Origin of the sequence: Paenibacillus sp. FSL R7-0272, assembly GCF_037969905.1 — a bacterium.
Taxonomy (GTDB): domain Bacteria; phylum Bacillota; class Bacilli; order Paenibacillales; family Paenibacillaceae; genus Paenibacillus; species Paenibacillus polysaccharolyticus.
Window position 1 is genome coordinate 5,490,367 of sequence record NZ_CP150221.1, and the last position, 24,009, is coordinate 5,514,375.

The 24,009-nt window shown below is 44.5% G+C and carries 19 protein-coding genes; 4 read left to right on the plus strand and 15 right to left on the minus strand.

Annotated features, from left to right (window positions below; genetic code table 11):
• Nucleotides 1–47: 47 nt before the first annotated feature.
• From MKY23_RS24300 to MKY23_RS24315, 4 genes are all read right to left on the minus strand, one after another.
• Nucleotides 48–1,046, minus strand: coding sequence for a hypothetical protein (locus tag MKY23_RS24300; RefSeq protein WP_339832803.1), 999 nt, complete (start codon nt 1,044–1,046; stop codon nt 48–50).
• On the minus strand, nt 1,039–1,953 hold the full coding sequence (locus tag MKY23_RS24305; protein WP_339839675.1) for a WYL domain-containing protein: 915 nt from the start codon (nt 1,951–1,953) through the stop codon (nt 1,039–1,041). The genes MKY23_RS24300 and MKY23_RS24305 overlap by 8 nt, the downstream gene beginning before the upstream one ends.
• A gap of 137 nt (nt 1,954–2,090) precedes the next feature.
• On the minus strand, nt 2,091–2,285 hold the full coding sequence (locus tag MKY23_RS24310) for a hypothetical protein (RefSeq protein ID WP_090924323.1): 195 nt from the start codon (nt 2,283–2,285) through the stop codon (nt 2,091–2,093).
• A gap of 177 nt (nt 2,286–2,462) precedes the next feature.
• Entirely contained in the window at nt 2,463–2,789 is a 327-nt protein-coding gene (locus MKY23_RS24315; RefSeq protein WP_154891801.1) for a helix-turn-helix transcriptional regulator, read from the minus strand.
• A 206-nt stretch (nt 2,790–2,995) separates the two neighbouring features.
• Here MKY23_RS24315 and MKY23_RS24320 point away from each other — a divergent pair, with 206 nt between their 5' ends.
• The gene (locus tag MKY23_RS24320; protein WP_339832807.1) at nt 2,996–4,363 is read left to right on the plus strand and encodes an MFS transporter; all 1,368 of its coding nucleotides are present in this window, start codon (nt 2,996–2,998) and stop codon (nt 4,361–4,363) included.
• A 131-nt stretch (nt 4,364–4,494) separates the two neighbouring features.
• Here the strand turns inward: MKY23_RS24320 and MKY23_RS24325 are convergent, their stop codons facing one another.
• The 3 genes from MKY23_RS24325 to MKY23_RS24335 form a co-directional block, all read right to left on the minus strand.
• Nucleotides 4,495–4,947: a nuclear transport factor 2 family protein gene (locus tag MKY23_RS24325; RefSeq protein WP_090924326.1), complete on the minus strand. Its 453-nt coding sequence runs from the start codon at nt 4,945–4,947 to the stop codon at nt 4,495–4,497.
• A gap of 178 nt (nt 4,948–5,125) precedes the next feature.
• Nucleotides 5,126–5,533, minus strand: a complete 408-nt coding sequence (locus tag MKY23_RS24330) for an Rrf2 family transcriptional regulator (RefSeq protein WP_090924327.1) — start codon at nt 5,531–5,533, stop codon at nt 5,126–5,128.
• Nucleotides 5,534–5,665: 132 nt separating this feature from the next.
• A complete protein-coding gene (locus MKY23_RS24335; RefSeq protein ID WP_090924328.1) occupies nt 5,666–6,505 on the minus strand; it encodes a helix-turn-helix transcriptional regulator in 840 nt (279 codons plus the stop codon).
• A gap of 118 nt (nt 6,506–6,623) precedes the next feature.
• Here MKY23_RS24335 and MKY23_RS24340 point away from each other — a divergent pair, with 118 nt between their 5' ends.
• Both MKY23_RS24340 and MKY23_RS24345 read left to right on the plus strand, forming a co-directional pair.
• Nucleotides 6,624–7,628: a Gfo/Idh/MocA family oxidoreductase gene (locus tag MKY23_RS24340; protein WP_090924329.1), complete on the plus strand. Its 1,005-nt coding sequence runs from the start codon at nt 6,624–6,626 to the stop codon at nt 7,626–7,628.
• A 32-nt stretch (nt 7,629–7,660) separates the two neighbouring features.
• Complete coding sequence (locus MKY23_RS24345; protein WP_339832811.1) at nt 7,661–8,611, plus strand: aldo/keto reductase; 951 nt, start codon at nt 7,661–7,663, stop codon at nt 8,609–8,611.
• Between the two features lie 1,036 nt (nt 8,612–9,647).
• On the opposite strand, the gene MKY23_RS24350 is transcribed toward MKY23_RS24345, so the two are convergent.
• Both MKY23_RS24350 and MKY23_RS24355 read right to left on the minus strand, forming a co-directional pair.
• A complete protein-coding gene (locus MKY23_RS24350; RefSeq protein WP_090924332.1) occupies nt 9,648–10,670 on the minus strand; it encodes a Gfo/Idh/MocA family oxidoreductase in 1,023 nt (340 codons plus the stop codon).
• A 71-nt stretch (nt 10,671–10,741) separates the two neighbouring features.
• Nucleotides 10,742–11,518, minus strand: a complete 777-nt coding sequence (locus MKY23_RS24355) for a sugar phosphate isomerase/epimerase (protein ID WP_145334688.1) — start codon at nt 11,516–11,518, stop codon at nt 10,742–10,744.
• 236 nt (nt 11,519–11,754) lie between these two features.
• Between MKY23_RS24355 and MKY23_RS24360 the strand changes: the two genes are divergently transcribed.
• Entirely contained in the window at nt 11,755–12,543 is a 789-nt protein-coding gene (locus MKY23_RS24360) for an AraC family transcriptional regulator (RefSeq protein WP_339839678.1), read from the plus strand.
• 36 nt (nt 12,544–12,579) lie between these two features.
• On the opposite strand, the gene MKY23_RS24365 is transcribed toward MKY23_RS24360, so the two are convergent.
• The 6 genes from MKY23_RS24365 to MKY23_RS24390 form a co-directional block, all read right to left on the minus strand.
• A complete protein-coding gene (locus tag MKY23_RS24365) occupies nt 12,580–13,677 on the minus strand; it encodes a patatin-like phospholipase family protein (protein WP_339832815.1) in 1,098 nt (365 codons plus the stop codon).
• Nucleotides 13,661–14,644 (minus strand): diguanylate cyclase regulator RdcB family protein, encoded by a 984-nt coding sequence (locus tag MKY23_RS24370; protein ID WP_339832817.1) that lies wholly within the window; start codon nt 14,642–14,644, stop codon nt 13,661–13,663. Before MKY23_RS24370 ends, MKY23_RS24365 begins: the two co-directional genes overlap by 17 nt.
• Nucleotides 14,641–17,037: a dynamin family protein gene (locus MKY23_RS24375; RefSeq protein ID WP_339832819.1), complete on the minus strand. Its 2,397-nt coding sequence runs from the start codon at nt 17,035–17,037 to the stop codon at nt 14,641–14,643. Before MKY23_RS24375 ends, MKY23_RS24370 begins: the two co-directional genes overlap by 4 nt.
• Before the next feature lie 185 nt (nt 17,038–17,222).
• A complete protein-coding gene (locus MKY23_RS24380) occupies nt 17,223–19,763 on the minus strand; it encodes a DUF3962 domain-containing protein (protein WP_339832821.1) in 2,541 nt (846 codons plus the stop codon).
• Entirely contained in the window at nt 19,760–22,849 is a 3,090-nt protein-coding gene (locus MKY23_RS24385) for a hypothetical protein (RefSeq protein WP_339832823.1), read from the minus strand. The genes MKY23_RS24380 and MKY23_RS24385 overlap by 4 nt, the downstream gene beginning before the upstream one ends.
• Nucleotides 22,846–23,946 (minus strand): hypothetical protein, encoded by a 1,101-nt coding sequence (locus MKY23_RS24390; protein ID WP_339832825.1) that lies wholly within the window; start codon nt 23,944–23,946, stop codon nt 22,846–22,848. Before MKY23_RS24390 ends, MKY23_RS24385 begins: the two co-directional genes overlap by 4 nt.
• Between the last annotated feature and the right edge of the window lie 63 nt (nt 23,947–24,009).

The following is a 24,009-nucleotide window of genomic DNA, read 5'->3' on the forward strand; positions in this document are numbered from 1 at the left end:
ATCCATCCTGCCTTCCTTTTCTTCTTCGCACATCCCCTTCCCCAGTTCTACCGTGCGGAATGTGTGCCCCAGCGGGGTACCGTAGATCGTTTACGATCGGCATACTGCGCTGATACGGTACGAAAAGAATCTACCGCCTGCTCTTCGAGCAACTTCGCCTGTCCAAGCCACTGTGCTAGTTGCTCCTTAGCATCCTCCCGTAGTACAAGCCCGTTTTCTTCCCTTACCAGAAGTGCTCTCATTTGCTGGATCAGCTCAGCAATCCGGTTATAACACATCCAGGCCTGCTCCAGTTCAGTCCATAAGCCGCGAACATCATGCAAATACATTCGAATCTCGGTACGCGATTGGCAGTACGAATCCAGAAGGTAAGCTGCTCCTGCACCATCGTAATCTCCAGAGCGAAGTCCTTCTATCCAAACATCATATGCAAGCCGTCCAGAAGCTATATTTTGATCAGGTAACAAACGGTACGGAATATCCCAATCCTCCATTGCCAGGCGTAAAGATTCCAGCACCATCTCCTGCTCTGTACGTTGCACCTGATCACCAAAGATCTGACAGTACCAGAAACCGGTGAAATTCAATCCGAAATTATCATACAGCAAAATATGCGGCTCTTTGCTCCAGCCATCCTGCACATAAAAGACCCGATCTGCATCATCATATCCAGAAATGACACCAAACTCGGGCATCCAGTAGATCGCACCTTTACCTTCATCCAAACTCCGTCTGACCCCATTCACGGCGTCTTGCTTATACGAAGCAAATGTCGGATGTCGGCTTCGCCCTGCACCATATATTGTGAATAGGCCAAGATTGTCGATACCGCCTTGATGAGACACTCCCCACTGTCCGTATGCCGTTACCGACATCGGCAGTAATCTCTTATGGACGGAAAATTTAAAGGCCATGCCGGTGTACCCTGCAAGCATATACTTCTCACCCTGGAATTGACCTGTATGCCGCAAAATCGCATGTAGGCTGTCCACAAATGACTTTGACTCCCGCTTCATCACCAGATGCTCCAGCATGTTCTCAGCCATCCTGTTCTCTCCCTTTCTGTCCCTTGCTGAGCCGCTCTGTCATTTCTTCTACCCGTTTCATCAGCTTGCGTCTAAGCCATCCTGGTGAGAGTAGTTCCTCCCACTCCGCAGCGTACAGATGTTGCAAAAATACGTCTGCATCGTGAAATTCAATCAAACAGACCTGCCCCTTTTGCTCCCGAATCCGGTACCCTCGCCACAGCTCCGATTGCTGCATCTCACGGAAACGAATCTCGGCCACAAACGGTTTTCGAACAGGCAATGCATCCCCCCAGGTGCTCATCCATGTATCCTGGTTGCATTCAAAGCGTTCCTCCAGCAGCGTCAGCTGCACGATGCTTTCCAGGCGAATCGGTGTCTGTTGCAGCGGGTCAGTCTCGTAACCGACTACATAGTCTGCATTAAACTGAGCGGTTAGCTTCACTGGGCAGAAGGTGATCTGATGCTCTCCCTCGTGATCCTTGTAATAGATATGCACTTTTCGTGTATCCGCTATCGCATGGGACAACAATTTAAACCATTGAAGGTGCCTGGGAGGTGCTGCAAACACCGGATACTGCTCTTTGGGCAGGTGTTCCTCCATCGTAAAACGTTCCAATAAGTGTGCCACCCGTTTCACCGTATCCGCACGCTCATAGTCATAATGCCGATATCGATGAGCCAGATATTTGAGAACGCCTTGTTCCTCATCCGTCATATATAAATGCGGCAAACGAAAGGTCTGATCCTCGTAACAGTACCCTCGATACTTGGCTACATACACCAATGGGGCTCTGAGAGTATTTAGCATATATTCAATATCACGCTGTGCCTGACGCCGAGATATCTCGAATTGTTGTGCCAGACCACCGCTGTTCGGAAAACGTCCGCTTCGAATCTGTTCATCAAACCAATGAATCCGATGCATGCTACTCAAGCGATTTCACCCCCTGAATCATTCCAACGTTTATTCCTGTATTATATCAAAAGGACATAGCCTGTTCCGAAGAACAGGCTATGTCAGGGTATCCGTCTACATTTCCTTACGTGATTTGTCTTTCAGCTCTACACATTTACCTCTGCCAGATCTACTCTGGACTGCACAGCTTTGGAGCATTTTTTACACACTTTCAGACTCGTACCATCTGTTTTCGTTTGCGTATACAACAATTTGATTCGTGTACTCTTGCATATTGGACATGTTCCCCGTCCTCTGGACGGAAGACTCCACAGAACGCGACCTCTTTTCGTTTTAGCCAATGATTGTGAACCTCTTTTCAATAGGGTTTATGTGTTTTGTTCACCATCAGTATAGAGGCATTGGGACGACATAGAATGTCGCATCAGGAGTAATCTTGTATTAAGTGAATATGGAGTCATTCATATGCTTCTATCCAAAAATAAAAAATGCCCTTCTTCATAAGGAAGAAAGGACATTCATTCGGACGAACCGGCACTTGTCTGCGCCGCAGCTTGGAGAAGAGGTTGTAGCAACCCTGGGAATCGCTCTTCCAGATCCTCAGACCGCAGTGTAATAAAATGCTGTGTTCCCTGTACTCGGACTCGGATCACCCCCGCCTCCCGTAAGGTACGGATATGGTGCGACATCGTCGATTTCACAACGCGAGCATGGAAATGACTGCATGGCTGTTCCCCGCTTCTAGCGGCTTCTGCTACTATTCCCAGCCGGGTTGGATCGCTGAGCGCATATAGCACGGAGGAAAGCTCAATATCCGCCACTTGTGGATGATGTAAAATTTTCATACGGCAGTCTCCTTTTTTTAAGACTATGCATTGTATTCTAACATACATCCATGATATATTTCTAATGTTCGATACCAATCGAACTTATATCATTTCGCATGCATCCCTTGTTGTGAAACACAGGGGCTGACATTATACACCATTTTGCAAATGTTACACACCGTTTCTGAAATGTTGCGAAATACACATCATGATAGGAGGTTTTTATGAACAACACGACTACGGCAACTCCGATGGAACGGACTAGCATACAAGAAGGATTAATTGTGGCATTACTTGGATTCACCGTTGTGCTCGTCGTAATGAACACGATGATGTTTAATCTGGCTCTGCCCAAAATTGCGGCCGAATTCAAGCTGACCTCTGTCGCTTCATCCTGGATTGTTACGGGTTATTCCATCGTATTTGCGATTTCCTCGATTACATTCTCACGTTTGTCCGATTTTGTACCGATACGCACCTTGTTTACAACCGGGCTTACGCTACTTGGAGCCGCCTCTGTTCTGGGTTTTTTCAGTGACCATTTCATTGTCCTGCTCATTGCGCGTCTGGTTCAGGCTGCAGGTGCAGCATCCGTTCCGGGACTAGCGATTGTGCTAATTACACGCTACATTCCGAATGACCGCCGGGGTAAATCGATGGCCGTCATCATGTCCGCCAGTTCGCTAGGTCTGGGACTCGGTCCGGTACTTGGCGGTAGCATTACACAGTTTTTGGGATGGCATGATCTATTTATCGTTACCGGTTTAGCGCTATTTTTAATACCTGTTTTTTATAAACTGTTACCGCGAGAAACGCCGCAAAAGGGTTCCTTCGACATGCTCGGTGCGGTCTTGCTTGCCATCGGTACAACCGGGATTCTATTATTCCTGACTTCTCGTCAGGTCATTACACTTATTATCGGGGTAAGCGCACTATTGCTGTTCTGGTTCCGCATTCGCCGTGCAACTGATCCGTTTGTGCAACCCGCATTGTTCAAAGACAAAAAATATATGATCCTCAGCTCACTGGGAATTGTATCGTATATTAATAACTTCGCCACGCTGTTCCTGTTGCCACAGGTTCTGGCACATCTCTATGGACTGACACCTGCACAATCAGGACTGGTGATTTTCCCGGGTGCGCTTGTGTCCATGCTACTGTCCAACCGCATCGGGCGTATGATTGATCGTCACGGCAATACGTTGTTATTGAAGTTTGCACCTTGGCTGCTCCTGGCCGCTGCCGGGCTGTTCGCTCTGTTTGCAGACCAAAGCATCTATGCCATCATGGTTGTGTACATGCTGCTCAGCGTTGGTTTCTCTTCCTTGACGACCAGCGTATCCAACGAATTGTCGGGCAATCTGTCCATGGATCAAGTGGGCGCAGGCATGGGACTGTTCCAACTCAGTCAATTTTTCAGCGGTGCATTCAGCGTAGCTGTAACCGGGGTTGCTCTGACCGCGATGCAGAACATGCAGCTATCTTCAGCGTATAGCTTTATTTTCTGGGGTATGACCGCGGTTGGCCTCGCATCGGTTATCTTTTCGCAAATCTATCTGAGGATGCAACCACGGAAAGATAAGGTGGCGTAATATTAACCTCTAACTAATTTAAAAATACTTCAATAAAACAAAGGAAGAAGCCAATAAAATTAACGGCTTCTTCCTTTGTTTTACCTGAAATTGTTCAGGTTCTTTTCCGATCTCATTATATTTACATTTCGTTATTCAAACAGATCCAGGCGCAGACGTTTCAAGCTGGTGTGCTTAATGCGCCACTGTCCATCGATCTTGACAAATGTTTCGTGATAATGCCCGAATCCGTGGAAAGATTTGTTCTCGTTACCTTCAGGAAACGTTACCCAGTCCTCCATCGGAGAAATAACCTTCGCTTCAGTGGCAGATACAAACTCCACCTCCGCACTATGTACGTGATGCACAGTCACCGCCGGGTCTACAAGGTCACGGAATACCTGTACAATCGTGTCACGTCCAGTCAAAACCGGAATCGGATTGCCTTCCGTACTGAAATCGGCAACGGCATCGGGAGCAAACACGTCACCGAGTTCATCCCATGCTTTTGTATCAATATAGCGGCAATAACGCGCCTTGGTATTTCTAATATTTTCGAGTGCAAGCAGTTGCTCCAGTTCCGTCATCGTCGTCGTTTGGCTCATGTGTTTTCCCTCCAGAGGTGTAAGATGTGATTAAGTATGTATTTATAGTATCTTCCTCTTCCTTATTGTAGCATTGCCCTTCTGTCAGGCACAACGCCGCACCAAGTGAGAAATCTAGAAACATTACCCAATCTTACTGGAATAGAAACATACATGAGCCACACTAGAGCGATAAATGCTACAGCGAATGAGCTTCCCTCATCTGGGATGCGAGCTCAGACATTTTTTTATGTTGCAGGAAACTTTCCATCTCTTCCTCCGCCTGAACCATCACCTGCTGGATCAAACATGCTGCATTATGATTCTGTGAGCATTCAAACAAGGAAGCCTTGCCTTCGATGGCATGAATGATTTCCAGAAAAGAAGGATCAGGGTTCTTGCGACTAAGTCGATAACCGCCATTGGCACCGGATGTGGATTCGATCATGCCCGCTTTGACCAGTTTGGTTAGTATTTTGGACAGGTACGTTGGGGAGACTTTCTGAAATTCAGCCAGTTGATGCACGCTAATCAGTTGCTCAGGCGCAGTGCTAACCAGATATAACATTGTATGGAGCGCATAGTTGGTCGCTTTGGAATATTTCATGAGAGGACACCTCATATATACGGATTTAATTTATCCATAATAGACCTGATTGAAGGCCCTGTCAAACGAATCCACATGAGAGTCCCAAGGTAGATGGCTTTGCTGAAGGTTTGATTCATCCATTTTTCTTTTTTATTTATGGTAAAGCCCACGGTAATCAGTAGGTGTCATGCCCTCATGCGCCATAAACTGACGGTTAAAATAACTCGCATTAGGATATCCCGCTTCCTCGGCAATCTGCCCAATGTTGGCCGACGGGCGTTCAAGTAGCCACTGCTTGGCCATCTGTAGCCGTGAACGTGTGATAAACTCCATTGGCGTCATCTCTACGGCATTCTTGAACATTTTGCAAAAATAATACGTACTCACTCCTGCGCGATCTGCCCAGTCTTGTAACAGAAAAGGCTCACAAGCCTCCTGCTGCATCTGCGGCAATAACGACAGCACTCGGCTCTCCGTTTTGCTCGTGGTACGTGTGTTCTTGAGGGGTACCGCATGCTGTACAAATTCCGCCAGCAGAGCATAGGTCAACGTGGACAACTGGGCTGGACGAAGCATCCGGTTCTGTTCCACCTCTTCAAGCAACGCCAGATGAGCGTCCTCCCAGGAAGTACGCTGTCTCAGCGTCCATAAAAGGTTGCGGTGCAATCCCCGTTCCAGCATATAATCATGCAACCGTTCCCCGTAAAAATGTACCCAGCGTACGTCCCACGGCTCATCTTCGCTACTATAGTAATGTTGCCGTTGATGCGGAAAATAGAGCACCGCTTGACCTGCCCGAAGCTCGTGCACTATCCCATCGGCCTCCACATATCCTTTACCTGCCGCAACATAGTGAATGTTGAAATTATTAAGCACCCCTGCCTCACGTAATACAGCGTGCTGGGTATGATCCGTATAATGTCCAACGGACTCCGGGTAACAGAAATAGGGGATATCCTGCAGGGTCAGCAATACGGTTTGTCTCATCATGTTTGGTTCACCCCATTAAGCAATATTGTGTTAATTCAATTCAATATATTATCATTTTAATTCATTCATCTATTCTTTATAATCACAATATACATTCAAATACAGGAGGAAACAAGTTATGAATTCTGTTCAAAAGTTACGCTGGGGCATTCTCGGCAGCGCCAACATTGCAATAGGTTCCGTCATTCCTGGCTTGCAGCAATCGGAGTTGAACGAGGTTACCGCTATTGCCAGCCGTGATCTCGATAAAGCACAGCAAACCGCTGATAAACTTGGAATTGAAAAGGCTTACGGAAGCTATGAGGCCATTTTAGAAGATGATTCAATTGATGCCGTTTACATTCCACTTCCGAATCATCTGCACCGGGAATGGACGATTCGCGCAGCACAGGCTGGCAAACATATTTTATGCGAAAAACCACTCGCTCTCACGGAAAAAGAAGCTCTTGAAATGGTTGAAGCTTGTGCAGATGCAGGCGTGCATTTGGCTGAAGCGTTTATGTACCGCCATCATCCGCGTTATGACCAGATTCGGGAGATTATTGCCAGCGGCGAGATTGGTGAAATTCGTGGCATCCACAGTACGTTTTCGTTTAACAATTCGGGTTCGTCCGGCAACGTGCGTTTCCGTAAAGAATGGGGTGGCGGCGCGCTGTACGATATCGGCTGTTATTCCATTAGTGCGGCTCGCCTCCTGCTGGGACAGGAGCCGAAGGCAGTGACTGTTATCGGTATGTTCTCACCAGAGCATGATCAGGTGGATATGATGGCTTCCGGACTGCTTGAATTCGATAACCATGTTGGTGTTACGTTTGACAGCAGTATGTGGGCAGCCTTCCGTAATACGCTGGAGGTACTTGGCTCTGAGGGTATTATTGAAGTCCCTTCGGCTTATATTGCTCGTACAGACAGCACCTCAAACTTCTTTGTTACGGCAGGTGGTGAACGTCGTGAAGTGGAGGTGCAACAGGTCAATCATTATGCATTACAAGGGGATGATATGGCTCGCGCTGTACTTCAGGGCAAAGAACTTCGTTTCGCCCCTTCCGATGCGGCAGCCAATATGAAAGTCCTTGAAGCTTGTCTGCGCTCGGCAGAAGAACGTACACGAATTACGTTGTGAGGAACTTTATATAAGAGAGGACGGTTTAATCTATGGAATTTATTGAAATCGCCGGTGCTGGCAAAAAAGTCTCAAGGCTAATCAAAGGAACAGACTATTTCTTTCATGATACGTATGAGAAAGCTGCAACCAACCTGGATGCGTTTCTGGCGATCGGCGGCAACACGGTAGATACAGCGCACATCTATTGCGGCGGACAGAGCGAAGAGGTACTGGGACGTTATATGAAGGAACGCGGCAATCGCGACCAGATGGTGATTCTCACCAAAGGGGCACACCATGACCAGAACGGCCCTCGCGTGAATGCGGATGCCATTCGCAAAGACCTAACTGAAAGCCTTGAGCGTTTACAGACGGAACATGTCGAGCTGTACGCACTGCATCGGGATGATCCTAACATGCCTGTGGCTGCCATTCTGGAGGCACTAAACGAACATATCGAGTCTGGCAAAATCGGCGCCATCGGCGCCTCCAACTGGACCTGGCAGCGGTTAGAAGAAGCTAACGCTTATGCCGCCTCCCATGGTCTCAAAGGATTCACGTTCAGCAGCCCGAACCTCAGTCTCGCCAAAGCGAACGAGCCATTCTGGGCAGGCTGTGTATCGGCGGATGCCGAAACGCTCGCATGGCATGAGCAAACAAAACTGCCGCTCCTGTCCTGGTCTTCCCAGGCTCGTGGTTTCTTCACTGGTCGATTCACACCAGAGGTACGCGACAATGCAGACTTGGTGCGTGTATTCTACAGTGATGGCAACTGGGAACGACTGCGTCGTGCCGGGGAATTGGCTGCATCCAAGAATACAACGGCGATTCAGATTGCGTTAGCCTATGTATTGAATCAGTCCTTCCCAACCTGCGCATTGATTGGGGCACAAAATCAGGCAGAGTTGCTCTCCTGTGACGAAGGCTCCCGCATCACGCTAACTTCGGAAGAGATCGCCTGGATTGATCTGGCGAGTGAGGTTAAGCCAGCCGGCATCTGAAGATAACGTCCTGAAATTCTAAACTTGCTAAACGCAAAGAACAAATCTTAAAATAAACCACAAATCAAGCTAAAACGGGATCAAGGTAACGGATTTTCCGCCTTGTCCCGTTTTTTTGATAGCTGTGCAACTGAACTAATGGAGAGACGCCGGTTAAACAACATGCTCTACGAAGTTGAACAATAGCTGGAGCTGCTGTTTTTGGCATTACACCTCGCACCCGCACCCGCACCCGCACCCGCACCCGCACCCGCACCCGCACCCGCACCCGCACCCGCACCCGCACCCGCACCCGCACCCGCACCCGCACCCGCACCCGCACCCGCACCCGCACCCGCACCCGCACCCGCACCCGCACCCGCACCCGCACCCGCACCCGCACCCGTCGCAAAGTATAATTACTCACGGATACACAGTAAACCCCTCATTTGTGGCACTTTGAGCCGAGGATTACAGCCAAAAGACTTGCGCTAGATTTCTAACGATCTCAGATGAGGCTATTCTGCCGATTTTAGCCTATTCTCAAATCTAACGATCACAGGAAACGCTATTTTCTCATTTCACCCTCAATTTTGCCCTTTTAGAGGCATTTTTAGAGAAATAGCGTCGCTGGTGATCGTTACATTTTTCAGCCTGCCAAAATCATGCAAATAAGCTCATCTGAGATCGTTAGCGCAATCCTGATGTTTGCACATACGATTTCTCCCTAGATTACTCGCAAAAAAACATTCCCAAGTATAGTTTACTGGAAAATGTCCCTTCGATTAAATTTATATTCTGCCTGTATCCTATGCGGATATGAAATCACCTCGCGTAATGTGCTTAACACTTGTCCTCCCCCCGATAACTCACATAAAAAGGACATCCACCAGCACACTGCGCTGGGGAATGTCCTCTAAATTTATTGATTGCGAACCAATAGCAATTCCTATCCTAAATATAGCCTATTATTGCCCACTAATGCCTATAGATGCCCACTAATTCCTACGAATGAATATTAATACCTTTTATAGCCTGTTACGACCTATCAGGTCTGTTACAGCTTAACGATCTGACCTGTTTTCTCGGATTCAAACGCAGCCAGAATGACTTGCAGGGAACGCAAGCCCTCTTCACCCGAGATGGATGGAGGCGTCTTGGTTACGATGGATTCTACGAATGCATCGATCACACCGCTTGGTACTTGTTTTTCATTGGTAGCCATCGCGCCAACTTTGTACGTTTCAACCGTACCGTTGGTCAACTCAACGATGACCTCGTCACCTTCCACTGTACCGATCTTCATTACGCCGTTCTCACACCACAGCACGGTGCTGTTGTCTCCGCCTCTGTATTGTGTCCAACTGGCTACGAGTGTGCCGATTGCGCCGCTCTTCATGCGCAGCAAACATGTCGCATTGTCATCCACATCCGTACCTTCTTTGTGCAGCGTGCTGATGAAACCAGCTACTTCGGATACTTCGTCGTTCAGCAAATAACGGATAAAGTCGGATTTGTGTACGCCAAGGTCACCCATCGCGCCCATAATAGCTTCTTCTTTGCGGAAAAACCAGCTACCTGCTCCATCTAAACTCCAGCCTTCCGGACCCGGGTGACCAAAAGCAGTACGGAAGGTCAGCACTTTGCCCAATCGGCCGGAATCCAAAATTTCTTTTGCTTTCACGTGAGGAGGCATCAGACGTTGGTTGTGACCTACCATCAGATATACCCCGTTTTTCTTAGCCGCCTCAATCATTTGCTCGCCTTCTTCAGTGGAAACCGCCATCGGTTTCTCAACCAGCACATGCTTCCCCGCATTAGCAGCGGCAATCGTCATTGGGGCATGCAGATAGTTCGGTGTGCATACGCTCACCGCTTCCACTGTTGTTTCGTTTGCAAGCAATTCCTCATAACTGGAATATGCTTTACCGCCGTACATTTCAGCCATTTCCTGCGCACGCTCCACTACCGGATCAGCAAATGCGACAAGTTCTACGTTCTCATTGGCAGCGTACTCTGGAATATGTCTGCGCTGAGCGATGGCTCCACAGCCGAATACAGCAACTTTAATTTTACTCATGTACAAAATTCTCCTTTGACAATTAGATTCATGTTTTGCACGGTCAGATGTTACGTTGAGTCGTTTAACTCTTAGAACTGGTTCAGATAGTTTTGTTTCAGCCAGTTGTGGCTGTTCTCAACGCTCTCAAGCGGAGGGTTCTGACATACGTCCTGTTCCACGATCAGCCACTCTACCCCTGCATTTGTTGCGCTTTCAATTACAGCTGGCAGATCCACTTCACCTTGTCCCAGCTCCAGTGTTTTCATCTGCCCCTGCTCGTCTTTGCTGAAATCTTTCAAGTGAAGCAGCGGCAAACGGCCCGCATATTTATTAATATACTCGATTGGATTTTGTCCGGCAAACTGTACCCAACATACGTCCATTTCCACTTGTACCGCTTCTGGAGTCGTTTGAGCGAACATCGCATCAAAAGCATTTGCATCCCCAACTTGGCCATGGAATTCAAAGTCATGGTTGTGGTAACCAAAGATCAAACCTTGTTTTGCGGCTTCTGCTCCGTACTGTTGCAATTCTTCAAACAGCTTTGTCCAGCCTTCTGCATTGTCCGGGCGATCTTCCGGCATCAGATAAGGGCAGATCATATATTGTGCACCAATTGTTTTCAGGTAATCGATTTGTTTTTGCAGGTCTTCGCGCATCGCATGAAGGGACACGTGGCTACTGAAACCTTTTAGACCTAGCTCATCTAGTAGCGCTTTCATTTCCTCTGCTGGAATGTCGCCATATCCGGCAAATTCAACCCCTTCGTATCCAAGGGCGGCCACTTTGCGCAGTGTACCACGAAAATCTGCTGCAGTTTCATCACGAAGTGTAAAAAGTTGCAAACCAATGTTCAATTTTTTCATGACAGATACTCCTCTGCTCTCAAATTTGCTTACATTGCTCTATCTGGTATCATCCTAACGCAAAACAGGCTAAAATGAACATATACAATATAATCGAAACATGAACTATCTGATCAAATTTTATTTCCATCCTAATGTAATCCGTGAATTCAGTTCTATGGCTGCATGCTGGCAGTCCTATAATTCCGTTGATTCAATAGGATCGAATGATTGGGGGACGTACATCTGTGGAAACTTTGAACACATCCGTACTGATCTGTGATTACTCCTATCACTACAAGGCATTCACCCATAATATGAAAGGCGAGCTAGCCACCTATCTGTTCCGCTTGCAGACGGAAGGCTCATGCAAAGTATATGTACAGGAAAAGGAATTCCGCATGACCAGCGGTGATTTGCTTTTATTAAAACCAGGGGACGATTATCGCCTCGTCGTAGATGAACCACACAAGGAAGGGCGTTTGTCGAGTGGGGACTACTATCTCTTCTGTGAAGGCGACTGGATTGAAAAGTGGTGGAAACGCCAGCAACGTCCGACAGTAAGCCGTATTGGTCTGGATGACAAATTGATCAGCCTGTGGCGCAACATGTTACTGGAGAAACGTCGCGGCCCGCTGGAGGAAAATACGGAGCTGAAGGACGCCCTGCTACGGGGATTATGCCTTTACATTGATCGGGCGATTACGGAAAATATTCAGACCGACCGGGCTGTTTCTTCTGCACTTAAGCTGAAGCGTTTTATCGAAGAACATGCCACAGTCACGTTCAAATTGGAGGAAGCCGCCCGTTACGCCGGACTGAGTCTATCGCGGGCCGTGCGTTTATTCAAAGAACACTACAATCAGACCATGATTCAGTATGCCATCGAAATCCGACTGAATGCGGCACTGGAGCGTATGAAATACAGCGAGATGACACTAGAGCATATTGCCGAGTCCTGCGGTTTTGCCAGCTACTCCTATTTCCACCGGGTGTTTCGGGCGCATTTTGGCGTGTCTCCAGCGGAATACAGGGAAACAGAATAGGCCTCCCTTCCTTAAAAAGGGAGGGGAGCCTACTGGTTATAATCTTCCAATTATGTCATCAAAACCGTCACGATCCAGAACCTTGATCGCCTCTTCCCGCATTTCCTCACTTCCACGGCTTTCACCTACCAGTTCCATTGCTGCAACGGAGTTGGAAATGCATCTTTTTGCATCTTCATATCCTAATACCATTAATTCTTCAATACGTTCTTCTCTAAAATCAAGAAGGCTGGATGCGATTCCCTTCGGGTGGAGAGATTTCTTAGGCCTGATCTCAATGACATTAGCATCCGGAAATTCATGACGGTTAAACATCGATCCATCCGATAGATTTACAACGAAACACTTCTTGAATCCATTTTGCACTAACGGGGCCAAGGGGGTATTTCCTCTGGCTGTGCGCTGCCCTCCAACTCCGCCGTCTACATAGTGCTCTCCTTTCACAATGTGGCTGCCGTATACAACCGGAATGGCCGCACTAGCAAGAATAACTTGTAATCTCTCCTCGATAGGAATCTTTGCAAACTCAAAATAATCCGATTCCGGATTATCCTTAATTCCTGATGATGATAACAGATAAGCAAGTATATCGTTAATAGTCCCTCTACTGCGGTATGCAGATATCCAAATAGGAACGCGATAAGTCATTTTATCGAGCACCAACTCATCGTTTAATAATTTTCTCAAAAATCCGTCATCAAACAACCCCTTTTGCAAAGAAGCATACATTGGATTGTTATGAATCTTCTTGCTGACATCTGAGACATTGCCCAGGAATTTAATGTTATCCTTTGCCAGCTGGTACAACGAACTCAAAACAGCCAACTGCGGATGGGAATGCAGTACCCTTGCTCCTAGCGCGTGAAGCATGACCAAACCAAAAGCTCCGGGGTCCAACTTGACGATCTCCTCTTGCTGTATCGATCTCCATATCTGTTCCAATCGGGAGATCCCCTCCTGAAACGTTGGTGCGGTGCCCAGCAGAACAGCATTGAGAGCGCCGATGCTGGCACCTGAGTATGCACTAGGCTCATAATTATGCTCTGCAAGGTATTTTGCTACCCCAACCTCGTACGCCCCTCTGGCTCCGCCGCCTGAGAAAACTAACCCAAACCGTTTAAAAACCCGAGACATAAAGCCCCTCACTCTCCAGCCTTACACAAGATTCCTTGTATAACCTCTTGCTTAGTGTCCTTCCATTAAAAACATAAGGCAGATCCCAACGTTGTATAATCGCCTCAATATCCTTTCCTGTATGCGCATTCGGTTGAAGTTCAAGTGTATCTTTTATTGCTGTATTGAGAGCAACTTTTCTATGATTATTCTCGCTCGAACTAAGCATATAAATCAGTGATTCTTTAGCTATTGCCCGATCTTTGCTCATAGCCGATAGCCATTCTTTCGTTGGAATCAATCTTGGGGGAACCCCTTCAAGCCGCTTTAGCGTAATAATGCATTTATCGAATAATTGTTCCCTAAATTCGGAGTTCTGCACGTCATATTTTCCAAAGGCACCCCAACTAAGGCTTTCCAGCACGATCGTGAGTTGAGCGAGAGGAGAAAATCCTGCATAGCTACCGCTCTCCCATCGATCAAACTCCTTATGCATTTGCGCCATAGCGCTTTGTCTCATATCGATAGAATCCAATCGCAGATTGGCCTCTTTCATTTGCCACAGAAATCTCTCTTCCAATTCGCCCATTCTTTCGCAGAGGAGGTTAACCTCATTCTCGAGTTCCAGGTGGCGTAAAGCCAATTTTTGCACTCCCGCCCTGGTTTCAGTAAGTTTATAAGTCACATGAGCAAGCGCGCGGTCACTGCGGATCTGCTGAGCTTGAAGATGCTCAAGCCAAACCACTGCGGATTCAAAACCTGTCGACAAGTTCTGATCGATCTGTTTTTGCCGTAATGCCGATTTTCCAGAGAACGCGTCAACCATCCTTTGAAAGAAACTATTGTTGGATCTCTCTCTTACACGTATATGATCTTTGACCACTTCCAGGCCATTCACTAAGTCGACGATATGTTTATCTTGAAGCACCGGAATTTTCTCAAGAAGGTCTTCCAATTCCCGTTGATCGTTATCCGTGACAGTCGTCATGCTTGTACAACCTCCCTGGCAGGATTATTTATCTGCTTCAATTCCAAATGCACGGGAGTAACATCTTCAATGTGATTCTCAGCTACTGAAAGATACTGTTCCATAGCTACTAATAACTTTCCCAACACTTCCTCACCTGCTTGCTTGTCAGAAAGGCCATCTAAGATATTCCCACGGTATTTGTCTAGATACTGCTTAAGTCCATCAAAGTACAATTTTACGTTGTCGCCTAATTCTTTGGTTACGTACGAATTTAAATCATTGTGAAGCTGCTGATGTGCTTTTTTCAACTCTTTTACAGCCTGCTTGCCTATTTCTTTAGTATCCACGTGATATTCTTGCTCGCTGACTTTGTAAGAGACTGCATGCTCTTTTAACCACAACGTATACCATTTTCTTTCATAACTAATTCTGGTTTTTTCCACTGTCTTTTCTTCCATAAATTTATTACCAAGCTGGTCAAAATCTACTTTTATCGGCTTTATTTTATGACTTTCAAAAGATAGATTCAAATCAAAGAACTCATTTAAAATATCTGCGGCATGCTCCAGAATGTTAGAAACATTCATTTGTACTTCCTTATTTATGTCACTTTCTAAGATGTGGATAATTTGGGTTACACGAGACTGAATCTCCATTGAAATGACGCTGATATCCTTTTCGAGTACTTTATTGATTTTCGCAATAAAGTATTCTGCTTCTTCTTTGCTGGAAAAAACGTTGGGCCCGTTTGTTTCTAAGATAATGAAATCTTTTCTAGGCACATTGAGAAAAGACTTGAACGTATCGAACACACTCCTTTTGCGTCTCCCTTCTGTCTCAGCTTGGTTGCGTGCATCTTCTAAACGCTTCCCATGATCAAATAATTGTTCAATAACGTGTTTTATCGTTCGTTCACCATCACTAAAAAGATCATCTGTCATGGATGTTAGTTTTCCCAACGTTTTTGAAGACAGATCGTCAGCTCTCCGACTTGCCTGAGCGATTCGTTCAATATCCTGCTCAAGCTCTAAGATCAGCTTCTTCAGTTCGTTTATGTCAATCGTAATGCTGCCGCTGCGTATTTTCAGGTAATCGATCACCTCATTGTCATAATGAAGCATTTTGTCCACCGCGGATGAAAGGGAAACGAATGCTGCCTTACTGTATGACTCCGAAATCACCTGTTCCAGAGGCTCGGAAAAATTACTTTTTTTCCATAACTTTTGTGCCCCCCTTCTTGCCAAGTCGGCATCCTCAATATCTTCCTCCCAATCAACTCCAAGAGCACGCTGTCCAAAATCCTCTACCCACTTGGCTTCTTCCGGAGTCGGCAAATTCCCGGTTGAATCAAGTTCATGTAGTGCATAGTTTGCCAAATAGCCGAATTGGCTTGAAACAGGGAAAATCCGACCAGAAGGAATTTCTTCTTCAAACAATTCTTTGCCTACATACTGTTGCACTTCAGAAGCATCCATGGAGTTGCGATCCTTTTGATCGAATTTATTGACCAGCACATACAATCGATCTTTGGAAAAGCTAGATATGTAATCAATTTCTTGTCTGACTGCTGCATCAGCTTCAGAATTCAATTGAGTATAATCCAGAACAGACAGTACCGCCGAAGCCTTCTGCAGTTGTTCTTGGAGAATTTTTTTCAAATGCCCTTGCCCTGCCTCATTAGGTCCCGGAGTATCAATTAAAGCGAGACTGCCTTGCAATTGCTGTTCCTTGCCCTTCAGGTGGTGAAATTCCACTTCGATGACCGGGAATTCTGTAATGGATGAATACTCTAGTATCGGAGAGGTTACATTTAATATCTCTTCATTACACAGACGGGAAATATCATTAAGAACCTTCAAGAATAAATAAATTCCTTCTGCGCCCGAATAATTAGCTTCCAGTTCCTTTAAATCTCCTGACAAAATTTCTTGAATCAAGCTCTTGCCATCTTCCGTAGATGCAAACGAAAGCTGATTTATTTCATCTTCGGGTAAACGCTCCATTGCTGCTCGCAAAGCACTAAGGGCACGATTAAACGGCTCTAGTTTAGGCAGCATAATGGTCGGAGTAGTCTGACCAACTTTGTGGCGGATAATGGTGGGGAGGGTTGTCATTGGACGATTTCTATTCGGTAGCACTTCTTGTCCAACAATCGCATTGATTGTGGTTGATTTGCCGGCTTTCATCGTGCCTACTACAGCCAGCGTCATTTCCAGCCCGTCTACTTTGGTTATTTCATCTTCAAGCGTCTCTATCCATTGTTCTGCCAGCGCCACATCCACAGAACGTTCTTGGCTCTGTTCATCCTTCAACAATTCTTCCTGTTCTAACATACTTTTCAACAGATTTCTCTGCTGGTTTAGAAGTCGGATCACTTCTTGAACTATGGCATTCATCGTATTGTCGTACATTAATTTTCCTCCTATAGCATTTATAGGTCTATTATATCAGAAGAATGGGCAAATTTGACTACCACTATCTCCTCATATTAATATGCTACCTTGTCTACGCGACAGCTACTTGTCTCGAACGTACGTTCTGAATTTGAAATAGTTATATTCAAATAAGCCTCGCTTATTGCGAGGCTAGCTCAATACTACTCCAAATTAACAAGCTCTTTGGGAACCAGAACTCCGTCTTCAGCCTCAACTTCAATCTCTTCATCTAACGATGCGGCGAATTTCCATTCATCATGATGCATGTATTTCTTGAGAATTTCTATAATTCTAAGAGTATAAGGCAACTTCGTATGCTTATCATAAGTTAGACCAACTCTTCTTAACTGATCGACCAAAATAGCTAATTGATCTCTCTCATCATCACTGAATGGACCAAGTGGTATATACTCAACTGCGGTCTGCTGCAAAAGCATTTTAGAAGGTGCATTAAACTTGATATCTTTATTTTTCACCCCAGACCATGCCGTAGGTCTTCCACCGATCCCATAGTAAATACCTAGTACGTCTTTGAAAATTCCAGACTCCTTATTAAATGCTTCTTTTCTCATTGTATTAATGATCCGATACTGCGGCACATCCTCATTGGTATTGATCCGAACAAATTTTAGGCGAGTTTCGTTTTGTAATCGCTCATCCAAAAAGGGAATTTCATCGTAATTAATTCTGCTGTTGGTGATTGAAGGTAGCCAGCCATTTCTCAGAGAAGCGTTTAACAACACAACAATATCACCAGACCAGTGCCTTAACTCTTCCTCAAGTATAGATATCATGAATTGATAGAATATCGCACTAGTGCTATTACTGTTTTTCGGTTTATCTAATGCTTTAATATGGTCAACATAGAATGGAGCATCGCCTAGCCAAGTCCACGATTCTACCCCCAGCATCTTTATACAAACTTCGGTACCTGACATTCTAGAGGCCACAGGAAAGTACTTATTATTCAATTTTAATAAATCAAAAGATAAGACACATTTTTCCATAGGAAGCCGGGTTGCATTATTACTTAATATTCCCGCATCATTGAGTAAATCCAAGATTGAACTTATCATACGTGAATCATCCATCTTTTTCTCGTCAGTCAACGGATGAATAAACTGCGTCAATCTGCCACCTTTTCGTAGTGCTTCTCGAACAGCAAATTTTGGATCGGCTCCCTCTCGGAATTCCTCTTTATCATTGATTTCCACTAAAGCTAATGTTCGCACTTTCGAACCATAATGCTTACTACCTATTCTTTTCAAAATTTGATTCACTCGCTTATTATATGCCATTTCTTTGGTATATCTGTCGATCTCAAGTTCAGTAACAATCTCATCGGCAGTATAATGCTCGAACTCAATAACCAGATTGTTATTGCTATTTAATAGATACGTATTACTTGAAATGTGTTGATTAAATATGGCCTCAGGTGATTTGGCGTGCTTGCCTAATGATTGTTGTTGTGATAGATATAGCTCTTCCATCCTATTGAACATTTCCTTGCTCCCATAGAACTCAATAACAAGCTTCTCTTGTTCATGCACGATTGCCGGGAGGCGCTGATCGTTCATTTTAGAACCTAATCGTTCTATTTCGGATACGTGAGGTAACGGAATAATTTGAAGCTTTGACAAGGAATCTGCAAAACAGTTAAATAAACCGCTTTTTTCTGAAAGTCCCAAACCTGGTTTTACCGAATTTCCTTTCCCGTTAAACGAATTATGATTAATTACCCAAGCTGTTATCTGTTCAGAACCTTGCAAATAACGTTTGGGGTCTAGCAGAATCAAATCCGGTTCAAAAACTTGGCCATGAATGACGTCCCAATAGATACGATCTATATCCGATATCCATGAGGTAAACTTGTTACCTCCTTTGTTGTCATCCAATTTCTTTTTTCGTTCGAATTGAAATTGAGAAAAGGAGCGGCTTGAATGTATTGAATATGGGTCTTCTACTGAGATTAATACAGAACAAGCGTGATTATTTTTCAAGTAACATTCGTTCTTTTTTGCATCAATCTGAGGTTTTTTCAAATATCGTCTTCTACCGATCTTCAACACCAAAAGTAACTGATCGGATTTCCCACCACGATATTGTAGACTAACTTGAATTACGTACGAAAATGGATCATAGTAGGATGATTTAATAATTGGTGTAGTCACGCATTCATGTTTTCCATTAAAGAATGTGTGATGGAAATGCAATTCCTCTTTTAATCCAGATGCCAGTTCAACGACTCTGGGGGTCTGGCAGAACTTAATTGCTGCTAGGCCGGGAATCCAATCATATTTTTGCACATTCTGATGTATTTCACCAAATGTATTCATAGACCATGCTAGTTCCGCATTAGAAATCTCCGGTGGAAGTTCTGCAATTGACTGTTTCCGCAACGAGGCAAACCATCCTAATGTTAACTGCTTAATGTGCTTCTCTGGTATTTCTTTTGTAGAAACAATCCAAGGGATATTTTGTTGAAGCACTTTAAAATTAATATTTCCTGTAATAATCTTTGGAAAAATACTTCGCAGTTTCTTGCCAAGTGAATCTACTTTACTGGCAAGCTTATACCCTCCCGCTGTTGTTTGTGTGTTAAAATAGTTTCGCCAACTGTCAGGCATATACATGACATAGACTGTTTCATCAAAAAAAGTGTCTTCATTAATTTCTAGTGCAAATAATTCTAGGCTTTTCATTCAAGTTCTCCCCCCAAATCTAGTCGATTTATTGCATCTATAAACGAGCCGTATAGACTTTGAAATAAACTATCTTCTTGGTTATCACGCATAATACATTGCCATACTTCAAGCATAGATAGACCTTCGGAATTACCAGCAGGTTTAGCAGCAAATTTAGAATCGCAAAAGAATACACGAGCATCTAATCCACCACGTAACAGCCTTCCAATCATTTGCCATGTGGGTACGAAGGTGTACCATCCCATGATTATTCGATCTTGATCACTTAAAAGAGACCAGTAGTCTGGCTTCAGGTACATCTGCTCCAATTTCCAGCTACTCTTATGTCGTAAGTTGTTCATAGCCTTGTCATAATGCAAACCTTGGCTTCGAATACGGTTCAGATACTCTGGTAGAGAGGTATGTAACATCTGCACCAGATAATTTAGATCATGAGGGATCGGGTATGGTCTAACTAGAAAAAAAACGGATCCAAATAAAGCAGTTCCATCCTCTCCTAATATATTGTATCCTCTCCCCACCGACAACATAGGCACAATTAGTACCTCTGCCGTTTCATCCTTAAAGGACTCAATAAGAACCCTGGAAACTTGATCCGCATTCAGATCACCTTGCCTCGAAAGTAGCTTATATCTCTCAGTCCAGCGTGAATCGTTTTGGAATGCGGACCCTACTGTTTCCACATCGTCATATGAGTTAACAACTAAGAGAATCTTTCTGGCTGCACCTTTCGTACGCCAATACTGCAACTCGTACTCAATATCTTGCTTAATATGCCTAACCATACCGTTCAGTGCTTCTCTTTTTCTTTCTTGGTCTTGCTCTCCAGATATGGAATAGAAATCTCCACGATTCATATCCAATACCGGTTTATAGAAAATATCAATATTTGATTTTCTGCGATCGGCTTGCAACAACCAATTCGTCGGAGTGAACAGATCGAAGTGTGCCGACCCTGGTGCGTGACTTGTTCCCGACAAGAACACAACGGAAGGACCTTCCTTGTTGTCACTATCCCTGTAGAGATGATTCCACTCATGTAATAACAGTCTGCCGACCGCTGTATACTCGATCAATTTAAACTTTCCCGTCGTTGCCCCATCAGGAAGGTCATATTTATAACCCAGAGTAATACCAGTCATTGCTTCTTTCATAAAAGGCTGAAAATCTTTTTGCATCGTGAACAATGGTGAAAAATCGATACGTAGTCCGAGTTTTGCCTGCACCATTGGAAAGGCAGTTAGTACATATTTAATACTTTCCTCAGCACGCGATAAATAAAGAAAGAATTCCAATTGAGCATACAATAATTCCTTTTTTATTCTAGGTTTCATCTGCCCCCCAACTTTTTGAATGAGTTCATTCAATAAGGCTTCTTTAGCTGCATGGTCTTCTATTTCTATCAATTGATTAGCAAGTTCCGATAGTAAGGGGTCTTTATATGGGTCTAGAGCATATGCCGTCAACATATTGAAAATTTGTCTCTGAGTTGTATCCGTCGTTGCCAATTTATCACTAATCTCACTAGCAAGTGCAGCAACCCGAATTAGCTCGTTTCGAATTTTTCGCCGTAAAGTTTGGGATTTCTCCAACTTGGTATAAATACGCCAAATCATCAAATCTAACATTCGCAATCGATCATTCCATTCATTAATAATGGAATCCCCAGCATATTGTCCGTAGTTGCCACTTGTTAACTCATAGGATTCACGCCGCAGTTTCTCAAAGATATCATCCGGTGATCCAAACACGTTGTATTCCGTTAGGAAGGCTTCATCGAATTGTTGTTGTACCTGATCTGCTTCGTCCACAAAAATGACATCTAACAAATCATACATTGCTTCATATATTGTCCTCTCTAATGGGTCGAGCATAGCAGGAATATGTGTCTTCAACACACTAGCTGTTGTGGTCACCCACACCTCAGCTTTATTAAGATCTGCTAAGTCACGATATATTCCGCACATCCCAGCCAAAGGACATTTTCGCAATGATAAGTCTTGTTCCAATCGTAGACAAGGATAATCTGCTATAGGCTCATAGTCTTTGGCAAATGATTTGATCATACACACATCTGATAAATGTTCCAATGAACTGTATTCGGAGTTCCCCCAGTCACTCACCTCTACAATCTTCTCACTATTAGCCAGTAAGTAGTTTTGTTGATGGTGCCTTCTTGAAGACCTACCGATCACTGGAACAGCATAAATACCTAGATCGTGCAGTTCCTGAACTCGCTTCAGAACTTGAGGCACACTTCCTTCTATAAAACCGACTGTAGCATTCTCGTGCTTGACTAAACGATAGGTTTCCAACATCATGAACGTTGACTTTCCTGAAGCTAGTCCCCCACCAATATGAACGTTGCCTTTGTAGTTCAACTTTTCTTCTCTTCTATTTAATGGCTGTAAGGTGACAGTTTGCGCTCTTCTTTCCCACATAGAAGATTCACGGTGCAGTCTAATATCCATTTCACGACCAATGCCAACAGCATTGTAAGGTAAAGATAACTGAAGCGCCTTTTTTTCACGATAAGCAGGTAAAGGTACCGGTACACAATCCAAAAGAGGTCCAGGAATCCTAAAAAAGTAACTTTGGGATTTCCCTCCTCGGATCTTCCTAGAATACTTGAGATTGGATTCACTGGGGAATTCCATTGCATTAAAACGACGTGAAATTGGTTGGCCTAATAGTTCCTCATATTTGATAATACGCTCCTTCATGAAACGAGGCTCACATCGGGTTGCCTTTCCTTCTTCTGTCAAGTGATATAGACGATATTGCTCATTAATTGTGCTGTATGCTCGTAATCGCTTGTGAAGGGTCCTTTTATGTCTCAATTCAGGAAACAAAATCCGTAAACGACTCACTGTATCTTTGGGCGCCATCACTTTCAGTACAGGCTCGTTATACCCCACCAAGATCGACCAGGCATCTTGAATAGATAAACTCCTATCAATTTGATGGCACCCTGTTATGAAAAGTTCTATACTGATGAGCACTGCAATATCTGACTTCTCTAACGAAAACGACTCAAATAACTTAACTATCCCCTCGGATAAATCCCAATAACTCTGCCTCATCCGTATAGAGCCTCCTTAAGCATTACGTTTAATTCCTTTTCCGTAATCATGCGAATAAAGTCCTTCGCTGGTTCTATCAAACGATTCATACTACGATCGACATACATTGGATAACGGTCATTTCTATATTTAGGAACCACGATATAACACTTCTCATGATACTTCTCCAAATAAGAAGCAGACTGGCTATTGAAAAAATTCGCGAGTGTACTGGGATCTCGGAAATCTTTCACATCCAGATAAATTAGTCGATCATTTTTCCTAACGGATAAGTCATACTCATCCAGATTCGGGTAAAGTTCTACTTCATACCCCCTACGTAGCAAGCGCTCTGCTATACGGATTTCAGAGATTCCCGGCAACAACACATATCGCTGAATACCAGGTCGAAGTCGTTTCACCCGGTTACTGCCAAAATCAAAGGTTTTCAAATTTTCCATGTCAGCGAGCCAGTGACAAATATCCTCTTTGTTGCAACGCCATTGATCCTTCTTATATTCCATTGTCCAGCCACAGTGCGGGCATATTCTATAATTGACTAAACTTTCAGTAACATCCTCATAGCATTGATGGATCAACTCTGTTAATTCGGCATGACGAAATTCCGCAGCAAAGGTAGATAAATCATAAAACGTGAGTACAGCATTTCGCGAATTAGAAAGAAATGTCCGAATCTTCACATAATCTTGTTGCAACTCAGTCCCTTTCTGGCGACAAAACTTGAGAATATTGAACATGCACTGTTGTTCAGCATCTTGCGGAGAGATGTACATATTAAGAAATTCATCCGCTTCGGCGGTTAATCCAATAAACTCTTCAAGCAGGGGAGCATTCTCTGGGTAGTAGTTCTGGATGTTGGGGATACCCCATTCGTTGGAGGGCTTATGTAGTAAGCGAATTAACTGGTGAATGTCTACAGGAGGCTTAGTGTGGGGTGAGGCTGATAAAGCTATAAACCTCATCATCCCTTCGTATAACTCGTCCGGTATTCTGCTATAGTTATTTTGCCAAGCAGCAATACCCCTGACTAACAAAAGTAGCATATTCCTTGTATCGTCCATTGAATTATCATTAACATTTTCCAAATCTTGATTCACCCCATCCGATATCACTTTATATATAAAGATATAAGAATTCAGTGACAGATGTCTGTCTCGAAT

Excerpts from the sequence above, each read along its gene's own strand:
- MKY23_RS24300 (WP_339832803.1), bottom strand. The coding sequence starts at position 1,046 with ATGGCTGAGAACATGCTGGAGCATCTGGTGATGAAGCGGGAGTCAAAG.
- MKY23_RS24305 (WP_339839675.1), bottom strand. The coding sequence starts at position 1,953 with ATGCATCGGATTCATTGGTTTGATGAACAGATTCGAAGCGGACGTTTT.
- MKY23_RS24315 (WP_154891801.1), bottom strand. The coding sequence starts at position 2,789 with ATGAAAATTTTACATCATCCACAAGTGGCGGATATTGAGCTTTCCTCC.
- MKY23_RS24320 (WP_339832807.1), top strand. The coding sequence starts at position 2,996 with ATGAACAACACGACTACGGCAACTCCGATGGAACGGACTAGCATACAA.
- MKY23_RS24325 (WP_090924326.1), bottom strand. The coding sequence starts at position 4,947 with ATGAGCCAAACGACGACGATGACGGAACTGGAGCAACTGCTTGCACTC.
- MKY23_RS24330 (WP_090924327.1), bottom strand. The coding sequence starts at position 5,533 with ATGAAATATTCCAAAGCGACCAACTATGCGCTCCATACAATGTTATAT.
- MKY23_RS24335 (WP_090924328.1), bottom strand. The coding sequence starts at position 6,505 with ATGATGAGACAAACCGTATTGCTGACCCTGCAGGATATCCCCTATTTC.
- MKY23_RS24340 (WP_090924329.1), top strand. The coding sequence starts at position 6,624 with ATGAATTCTGTTCAAAAGTTACGCTGGGGCATTCTCGGCAGCGCCAAC.
- MKY23_RS24345 (WP_339832811.1), top strand. The coding sequence starts at position 7,661 with ATGGAATTTATTGAAATCGCCGGTGCTGGCAAAAAAGTCTCAAGGCTA.
- MKY23_RS24350 (WP_090924332.1), bottom strand. The coding sequence starts at position 10,670 with ATGAGTAAAATTAAAGTTGCTGTATTCGGCTGTGGAGCCATCGCTCAG.
- MKY23_RS24355 (WP_145334688.1), bottom strand. The coding sequence starts at position 11,518 with ATGAAAAAATTGAACATTGGTTTGCAACTTTTTACACTTCGTGATGAA.
- MKY23_RS24365 (WP_339832815.1), bottom strand. The coding sequence starts at position 13,677 with ATGTCTCGGGTTTTTAAACGGTTTGGGTTAGTTTTCTCAGGCGGCGGA.
- MKY23_RS24370 (WP_339832817.1), bottom strand. The coding sequence starts at position 14,644 with ATGACGACTGTCACGGATAACGATCAACGGGAATTGGAAGACCTTCTT.
- MKY23_RS24375 (WP_339832819.1), bottom strand. The coding sequence starts at position 17,037 with ATGTACGACAATACGATGAATGCCATAGTTCAAGAAGTGATCCGACTT.
- MKY23_RS24380 (WP_339832821.1), bottom strand. The coding sequence starts at position 19,763 with ATGAAAAGCCTAGAATTATTTGCACTAGAAATTAATGAAGACACTTTT.
- MKY23_RS24385 (WP_339832823.1), bottom strand. The coding sequence starts at position 22,849 with ATGAGGCAGAGTTATTGGGATTTATCCGAGGGGATAGTTAAGTTATTT.